Raw genomic sequence first — 6,574 nt, 5'->3', positions numbered from 1 at the left:
ATAAACCTGTCCCTTTTTGGCAGGTTAGGCCTGGAAGGTGTCGCGGTCGGGGGCGAAGGACTGCATGGCTGCGATGGTGCGGTCGAAGAGCTCGGGAAGCTCCCAGCCCAGCATCTCGGCACCCTGCGAAATTACATCGCGCGAGCAGCCGGCGGCAAAGCGCTTGTCCTTGAATTTCTTTTTGAGCGACTTGGTCGTAAAGTCCATGACGCTCTTGCTCGGGCGCATGATGACGGCGGCGCCGATCAGGCCGGTGAGCTCGTCGCAGGCAAACAGGATCTTTTCCATCTGCAACTCGGGCTTGGGCAGCGAAGAGTTGAAATCGGACGTGTGCGTCTGGATGGCACGGATAAGCTCGGGGGTCGCACCCTCACCCTCAAGAATCTCGGCAGCATAGATGGTGTGGTTCATGGGGTCGTCCTCATGCTCCTCCCAATCCAGGTCGTGCAGCAGACCGACGATGCCCCAAAAATCTTCGTTTTCGGGGTCGAACTCGCGCGCAAAGTAGCGCATGGTGCCCTCGACGGTCTCGCCGTGCGTGATGTGGAACGGGTCTTTGTTGTGCTCGTTGAGCAGTTCAAACGCGCGGTCTCGGGTGATTCCGGCAGCAAGCGTCTGGGACATGGTCGATACCTCCAGTTACGTCAGTGCTAAGTCACGGTGTCAATATCGTATATCGCCGTGGCGAAAGTCGAAAGGCCGAAAAGGCGGGCGGAAAAAAATGCCGGGCGAACGCGTCGCCCCGGCAAAACCGCAGATAAAACCTGCCAAAATAAACCTGTCCCTTTTTGGGAGGTTTAGGGGCGGACCTGGCCGGTGCCGCGGAGCTTGTATTTGTAGGTGGTGAGGGCCTCGGCGGCAAAGGGGCCTCGGGCGTGGAGCTTTTGGGTCGAGATGCCGATCTCGGCACCCAGCCCAAACTCGCCACCGTCAGTGAAGCGCGTGCTGGCGTTGGCGTACACGGCCGAGGCATCGACTGCATCCAAGAAGCGCTCGCAAGCATCCTTGTCCTCGGCAACGATGGCCTCGGAGTGCATGGTACCGTAGCGGTTGATATGCGCGATGGCCTCATCCTCGTTCGCCACGACCTTCACGCTCATCTCGAGCGCCAGATACTCCCGGCCCCAGTCCTCCTCGGTTGCAGCCACGTAGTCATCGCCCTCGGCAAGCCCAGCGCCGGCGCATGCGGCGCACGTGGCCTCGTCGCCGTGAATCAGCACGCCGTGATCGTGCAGCACGGCAACGACTGCGGGCAGGAAGCGATCAGCAACGGCACGGTCGACCAGCAGCGACTCGGCGGCATTGCACACGCCCACGCGCTGGGTCTTGGCATTGACGATAATGTTGAGCGCCTTGTCAAAGTCGGCGGATTCATGCACGTAGATATGGCAGTTGCCCGTGCCCGTCTCGATCACCGGCACAAGCGACTCGCGCACGCAGCGCTGGATCAGGCCCGCACCACCACGCGGAATGAGCACGTCGACGATGCCGCGGAGCTTCATGAGCTCGCCGGTGGCCTCGCGGTCGGTGGACTCGATCATCGAGATAGCCTCGCGCGGGAAACCCTTGGCCTCGAGTGCATCGGCCAGCAACTCAGAAATCATGGCACACGAGTGGTAGGCCAGCGAACCGCCGCGCAAAATGCAGGCGTTGCCGGTACGGATGCAGATGCCCGCGGCATCGGCCGTCACGTTGGGGCGCGCCTCGTACACCATGGCGACCAGGCCCAGCGGCACGCTCACGCGGGTGAGGTCCACACCGCTTGCAAGCACGCGATGGTCGAGCACGCGGCCCACGGGATCGGGCAGCTCGGCGAGCTTCTCCAGGCCGGCGGCCATGCCCTCGACGCGCTCGGGCGTCAGCAGCAGGCGGTCGAGGAGCCCCGCCGAGGTCCCCGCATCGCGCGCGGCGGACATATCGAGCCCGTTGGCGGCCATGATGGAATCAGCGCCATCGCGCAGCGCCGCGGCCATGGCGCGCACAGCCTCCTGGCGCTGGGCATCGCTCGCCGTGGCAAGCGCGCCCGAAGCGGCCTTGGCCTCAACGGCAAGATCGTGAACATAGGTGGCTATATCGACCGACATGGACGGCCCTTTCTCTTGGATGTTTGCCAACCATGGTAGCCGATTTATGCGCATCCTCGCTGACGGCGGTAGAATTGGTCAACCCGAAACACCGCAATGAACGGAAGTACCGCATGGCCCTCATCACTTCGTACCACGTCCCCGGCCTCTATGTCGAGGACCACAGCATCGATGTCCCTCTCGACTGGCGCGGCCTTGAGCCAATGCTTTTGGCCGTCGGCAGCACCATGCGCCGCGGCGCCATGCCGGCGCCCATCGCCGGTGCGCCCGAGAGCATCAAGCTTTTCTACCGCGTGGTTTGCGCGCCCGACCGTATCAACGACGACCTGCCGCTCCTCCTCTTTTTGCAGGGCGGCCCCGGCGGCGAGAGCCCGCGTCCGCTCTCGCCCACGAGCGATGGCTGGATCGAGGAAGCCGTCAAACACTTCCGCGTCGTCCTGCCCGATCAGCGCGGAACGGGGCGCAGCAACTGTGTAGACGGGCGCACGATTGCTGCACTGGGAGAGCGCGCGACGGCGGCCGGCTCCGATGCCGCACGCTCGCAGGCGGACTTCCTCAAGCGCCACCTCGCCGGCTCCATCGTGCGCGATTTTGAGTACCTACGCCTCGTGGGCTTTGGCGGCAAGCCGTGGGTCACGCTCGGGCAGAGCTACGGCGGCTTTTTGACGCTGAGCTACCTGTCGCTCTTCCCCGAGGGCGTGGCGGCGAGCTTTACCTGCGGTGGCATCCCCCACGTCCCGGCGAGCGCCAGCGAGGTCTACGCGCACACCTTCCCGCGTATGGCCGCCAAGACGCAGCAGTATTACGACCGCTATCCCGCCGACCTCGAGCGCGTGGCGGCTCTTGCCGATGCGCTTGAGGAACAGAAGCCCGTGCTGCCCGACGGCTCGCCAATGACAGTCGAGCGCCTACAGCTCATGGGCAGCGACTTTGGCATGAAGCCAAGCTTTGAGCGCATGCATTGGATGATCGATCACGCGTTTGTTGACGGCGACGGCACGCTGAGTTGCGGCGCCTCAGTATCCGATAGCTTTTTGATGCGCGCCTTCGAGTGCACCAGCACGCGCACGAATCCGCTGTACTGGACGCTGCAGGAGTTCATCTACGCCGACGGCGATACCATGCCCATTCGCTGGGCCGCGGCAGAAGAGAAGGCTCACCGTGCCGAGTTCGACACACTCGCGCGCCCGCTCATGTTTACCGGCGAGGCCATGTTCCCATGGATGTTTGAGCAGATGCCCGAACTTAAGCCCTTCAAGCCCGCGGTGGATCTGCTGATGGAAGACACCAGCTGGGACAAGATTTACGACCCGCAGCGCTTAGCCTGCAACGAGGTGCCACTCCAGGCCGCCGTGTACTTCGATGACATGTACGTGGATTCGGGCCTGCAGCTCGACACGCTCAGCCGCGTGGGCAACTCGCACGCCTGGGTGACCAACGAGTTCGAGCACGACGGCCTGCACGGCAGCGTGGTATTCAAGCACCTCTTCGACGAAGCCCTCAACCGCGGAGACCTGCGCCGAATCTTCTAGCAAAGAAGTTTCCCAAAGTGCCGGCACAATAGGAACGTCCCCAAGTGCCGGACAAGTACCGGCAATGACGATGCCGCATGTAGAGGACAGAAAGCGAAAACGCCCCCAAGCGAGCAAGGTGACGTGAAAGAGGAGGGCATTGACCTTCTGGTCATGCCCGACGATTGAACGTCAGATTGCCGCTTAGGGGCGTTTGCAGCGTCAATTGGTTAGGCGAAGACGATCAGATTATCCCTATGGATCGCGGGCTTCTCGGCCAGGTCAGCCAGCAGGCGGTTGCCGGCAATCTGGTCCTGACGGCGTCCGGCGGCAAGCTCCAGCACGTCCGAATCGGCCTCGGCGATACCGCGGGCGACGACCATACCGCTCGGATCGTGCACATCGAGCACATCGCCCTCGGCAAACTGGCCATCGACCTGGCGAATACCCACCGCGAGCAAGGACGAGCCGCGGCTGACCAGCGCCTTCGCGGCACCGTCGTCAACCGTTACCGAGCCATGTGCCTTGTCACCCAGCGCGATCCACAGCTTGCGCGGCGCAATGTCCAGGCGCTCCGCCGGCGGATCGAACAGGGTTCCCACGCTCTCGCCGCGGGCCAGGCGCACGAGCGCATTGGGCTCCTCGCCCGAGCAAATCACGCTTTGAATGCCCGCCGTCATCAGAATGCGACTCGCGCGAATCTTAGTGATCATGCCGCCCGTGCCCACCGAAGTCGAAGAATCGCCCGCCGAGGCAATGATCTTGGCATCGATCTTATGCACGACCGGGATAAACTCGGCCGTGGGGTCCTCGTGAGGATTGGCGGTATAGAGGCCATCGATGTCCGAAAGCGTCACGCACAGGTCCGCCGAAACCAAGCAGCTCACGAGGGCCGTCAGCGTGTCGTTGTCGCCAAACTTGATCTCGTCGACGGTAACGGTGTCGTTCTCGTTGACGACCGGCACCACGCCCAGCTCCACCAGGCGCAGCAAAGCGTCGCGTGCGTGCAGGTAGGACGTACGGCGCGCCGTATCGTGGCGCGTGAGCAGCACGAGCGAGGTAAGCAGGTCACGCGCATGGAACTCCTCGTCGTAGACCGACGAGATGATGCACTGGCCGGCAGAAGCACATGCCTGCAGGCTCGGCAGATCGCCGACCGGTTTGCGGTCGAAGCCCAGCACGGGATAGCCACAGGCGATAGCGCCCGAGCTCACCACGACCAAGCGCCAGCCGAGCTTGCGCAGGGCCGCGGCCTGATCGGCAAGCCCGCCGATAAACGCGCGGTTGACCTTACCGTCGGCACCCACCACCGTAGACGAGCCGATCTTTACCACCATCGTTTTATAAGAAGTCGTCATACGTCAAACCAATCAACTGTTCAGCGAACGAGCGAACGGGCGAGCAAGAAAATGATCCGTTTTCCTCCGTCCCCTTCGGATCATTTTGCCCAGGGGAAGGCGGATGCCGCGGCCATGTTCTTGCGCACGAGCTCATCGCGCACCTGTGCCAGGCCCTGCTCAATGCCCACCACGTAGGTCTGCGGATACAGAAAGCGCTTGTAGGCAGCGTCCAGATGATCGAGCGCCCAGGCACAACGCTCGCGCGCGTCCTCGATGCTCTCGCGAGGAGCCACCGCGCTGCCGTCGCGCACAATCGGCACCAGCAGCTCACGATACTCGAGCTCGGACACATCGGTCACCAAGGCGGCATCGTTTACAGCCACGAGGGTGTTGCCGCGCGCGGCGCCCTCCCCCGCCAGATGGTCCTCGTCATAGATCATGTCGCAGATCGGGCCGCCAAAGCCGTCGTAATAGCGGCGCACGCGCTGCACGCCGGGGATCGTGCGCTTGTAGGGCTGCTCGGAGAGCTTCACCACCGGCGTCCACGGGTCCGCATCGCTCGCACGACGGGCGGAAAGCTTGTACACGCCGCCCAGCGCCGGCTGATCGTAGCAGGTCGCGAGCTTGGTGCCCACGCCAAAGCTGTCGATGGGTGCGCCCTGGTCGAGCAGCGACTGGATCGTGTACTCGTCCAGGTCGTTGGAGACCGAAATCCCCACATAGGGCAGACCCTCGGCGTCAAAGCGACCGCGGACATACTTGGAGAGCTTGGCAAGGTCACCCGAGTCAATGCGAATAGCCGACAGGCGCTCGCCCGCCGCCTCCATCTCCTTGGCAACCGTAATGGCATGCTCGCAGCCCTCGCGCACGTCGTAGGTATCGATGAGCAGCGTGCAGTTCTTGGGGCTCGACTTGGCAAACGCACGGAAGGCCTCGAGCTCGGAGTCAAAGCTCATCACCCAGCTATGCGCATGCGTGCCAAAGACGGGAATACCGTAGCGGCGCCCGGCAAGCACGTTGGACGTAGAGGAGCAGCCGGCAACGTAGCTCGCGCGCGCGACGGCCAGGCCGCCATCGGGACCCTGGGCGCGGCGCAGGCCAAACTCGGCCACGGGGTGGCCGTCCGCCGCCAACACCACGCGCGCCGTCTTGGTGGCGACAAGTGTCTGGAAGCCGACGATGTTGAGCAGCGCGGTCTCGAGCAGCTGGCACTCCAGCGCCGGGCCGGTGACGCGCACCATGGGCTCGCGCGGAAAGACAAGCTCGCCCTCGGGGACGGCGTCGATATTCACGTGTGCACGAAAATCGTGCAGGTAGTCGAGGAATCCGGGCTTGAACATCGCGCCACCGGCCGGGGCCTGAAGCGAGGCGAGGTAGTCGATATCCTCGGCCGTAAAGCGAAGGTTCTCGACCAGCTCGGGCAGCTCGGCGGTGCCGCACATGACGGCGTACGCGCTGCCAAACGGATGGTCGCGGTAAAACGCCGTAAAACAACCCTGCTCATTGGCCTTACCGCTCTCCCACAGGCCCTGGGCCATAGTGAGTTCGTACAGGTCGGTGAGCATTGCGATGTCGGCAGGATGCGAGATGTCGGTCAAAGCCATGGGGCGACCTTTCGGATGCGTTATGCAGAGGCTGA

General features: G+C 63.4%; 5 protein-coding genes. 1 reads left to right on the top strand and 4 read right to left on the bottom strand.

What is annotated here, in order from left to right:
• Window positions 1-24: 24 nt before the first annotated feature.
• Window positions 25-624 carry an HD domain-containing protein gene (locus tag SFLMC1_RS11005; protein WP_152073716.1) on the bottom strand — a complete coding sequence of 200 codons (600 nt, stop codon included), beginning with the start codon at window positions 622-624 and terminating at the stop codon, window positions 25-27.
• A gap of 173 nt (window positions 625-797) precedes the next feature.
• A complete protein-coding gene (locus SFLMC1_RS11000) occupies window positions 798-2,084 on the bottom strand; it encodes a glutamate-5-semialdehyde dehydrogenase (protein WP_152073715.1) in 1,287 nt (428 codons plus the stop codon).
• A 113-nt stretch (window positions 2,085-2,197) separates the two neighbouring features.
• On the opposite strand from SFLMC1_RS11000, the gene SFLMC1_RS10995 reads away from it, so the two are divergent.
• Entirely contained in the window at window positions 2,198-3,616 is a 1,419-nt protein-coding gene (locus SFLMC1_RS10995) for an alpha/beta fold hydrolase (protein ID WP_152073714.1), read from the top strand.
• A 209-nt stretch (window positions 3,617-3,825) separates the two neighbouring features.
• Here the strand turns inward: SFLMC1_RS10995 and proB are convergent, their stop codons facing one another.
• A complete protein-coding gene (gene proB, locus SFLMC1_RS10990) occupies window positions 3,826-4,953 on the bottom strand; it encodes a glutamate 5-kinase (RefSeq protein ID WP_152073713.1) in 1,128 nt (375 codons plus the stop codon).
• A gap of 80 nt (window positions 4,954-5,033) precedes the next feature.
• Entirely contained in the window at window positions 5,034-6,539 is a 1,506-nt protein-coding gene (locus SFLMC1_RS10985; RefSeq protein ID WP_152073712.1) for a nicotinate phosphoribosyltransferase, read from the bottom strand.
• Between the last annotated feature and the right edge of the window lie 35 nt (window positions 6,540-6,574).

Origin of the sequence: Collinsella aerofaciens, assembly GCF_901212495.1 — a bacterium.
Lineage (GTDB): Bacteria > Actinomycetota > Coriobacteriia > Coriobacteriales > Coriobacteriaceae > Collinsella > Collinsella aerofaciens_H.
Note: the sequence above shows the minus strand (reverse complement) of the source record. Positions and strands in the feature narration are given on the sequence as shown.

Bases quoted from the DNA above. Each gene is read 5' to 3' on its own strand.
- SFLMC1_RS10995 (WP_152073714.1), top strand. From the start codon at position 2,198: ATGGCCCTCATCACTTCGTACCACGTCCCCGGCCTCTATGTCGAGGAC.
- SFLMC1_RS11000 (WP_152073715.1), bottom strand. From the start codon at position 2,084: ATGTCGGTCGATATAGCCACCTATGTTCACGATCTTGCCGTTGAGGCC.
- SFLMC1_RS10985 (WP_152073712.1), bottom strand. From the start codon at position 6,539: ATGGCTTTGACCGACATCTCGCATCCTGCCGACATCGCAATGCTCACC.
- SFLMC1_RS11005 (WP_152073716.1), bottom strand. From the start codon at position 624: ATGTCCCAGACGCTTGCTGCCGGAATCACCCGAGACCGCGCGTTTGAA.
- proB (WP_152073713.1), bottom strand. From the start codon at position 4,953: ATGACGACTTCTTATAAAACGATGGTGGTAAAGATCGGCTCGTCTACG.